Raw genomic sequence first — 1,009 nt, forward strand, 5'->3', positions numbered from 1 at the left:
GTGAGCCCCTCGTCGGCGGCATCAGCCGCGATCCTGTCCCGCAGTGCTTTGGGCACCTTGATCGTTGTCACATCAGCCATGCGTTAAGGCTACCTCACGTATGCCAGAGTGTATGCCTGACGGGGATACAGATTGTATGACTAGGCGCTGATAAAGTGCCGAGGTGTCTGGGCGTGCTTAATAACCGGCGGCGACGTCACGGCTCATCAAGCCACTCCGGCGTGCTCTCGTCCGTTTTCGATTCTGCGCACGTTGACGACCTGGAAAGGCGTGGGCGAGCCGGATGAAGTTTAGTTGTGAAATACTTTGTGCCACAATCTAACTCGCATTGGTTAACTGGTAACGGTGCGTGCTCGACAGGTGCGAGTTGCACTCCGCACGGGAGCTATGACGCTGTCACTAGTCACCGGCCGCACCCGATGTTGCCGAATATCTCGCGTGTTGGCGGGCCCACGTCACCCAGATCAGGGGAAGCGGTCCCGCAGCGGAGTGTGAAGTCGGGTTATACCGGGTTATACTTTCTGCATGAAAACAGCTATCTCGCTTCCGGACGAGACGTTCGATCGCGTCGCGCAGCGGGCGAGTGACCTTGGCGTGAGTCGATCCGAGTTCTTTGCCCGAGCTGCGCAGCGCTACCTGGACGAGTTGGATGCACAATCGCTGACTGGACAGATTGACAGTGCGCTAGAACGTGTCCATGGCACCGACGGGGCGGAGGCCGCCGCCGTGGCTATCGGGCGTCGGGTGTTGGATGTCGTGGACGACGAGTGGTGATCAGCCGCGCTGACGTCTACTGGGTTGACCTCGGATCGCCGTCCGGAAGCCGTCCCGCGAAACGCCGGCCCGTGCTCGTAGTCCAGTCTGACCCGTACAACGCTAGTCGCCTCGCCGCCGTGCTCGCCGCGGTGATCACCTCCAACACGGCCCTGGCGACGATGCCTGGCAACGTATTCTTGCCCGCAACCGCAACAGGGCTCCCGCGTGATTCGGTTGTCAACGTCACGGCGCT

2 protein-coding genes are annotated in these 1,009 nt (G+C 60.9%); both read left to right on the forward strand.

Translation table 11 applies throughout. The features are described from left to right. Positions 1-525: 525 nt before the first annotated feature. Positions 526-774 (forward strand): ribbon-helix-helix protein, CopG family, encoded by a 249-nt coding sequence (locus AC2VOP_RS02145; protein ID WP_486959439.1) that lies wholly within the window; start codon positions 526-528, stop codon positions 772-774. Beyond that, on the forward strand, positions 768-1,009 hold a 242-nt coding region (locus tag AC2VOP_RS02150), incomplete at its 3' end, for a type II toxin-antitoxin system PemK/MazF family toxin (RefSeq protein WP_486959440.1). The genes AC2VOP_RS02145 and AC2VOP_RS02150, both read left to right, overlap by 7 nt.

The organism is Mycobacterium sp. TH-M106, from assembly GCF_057473765.1.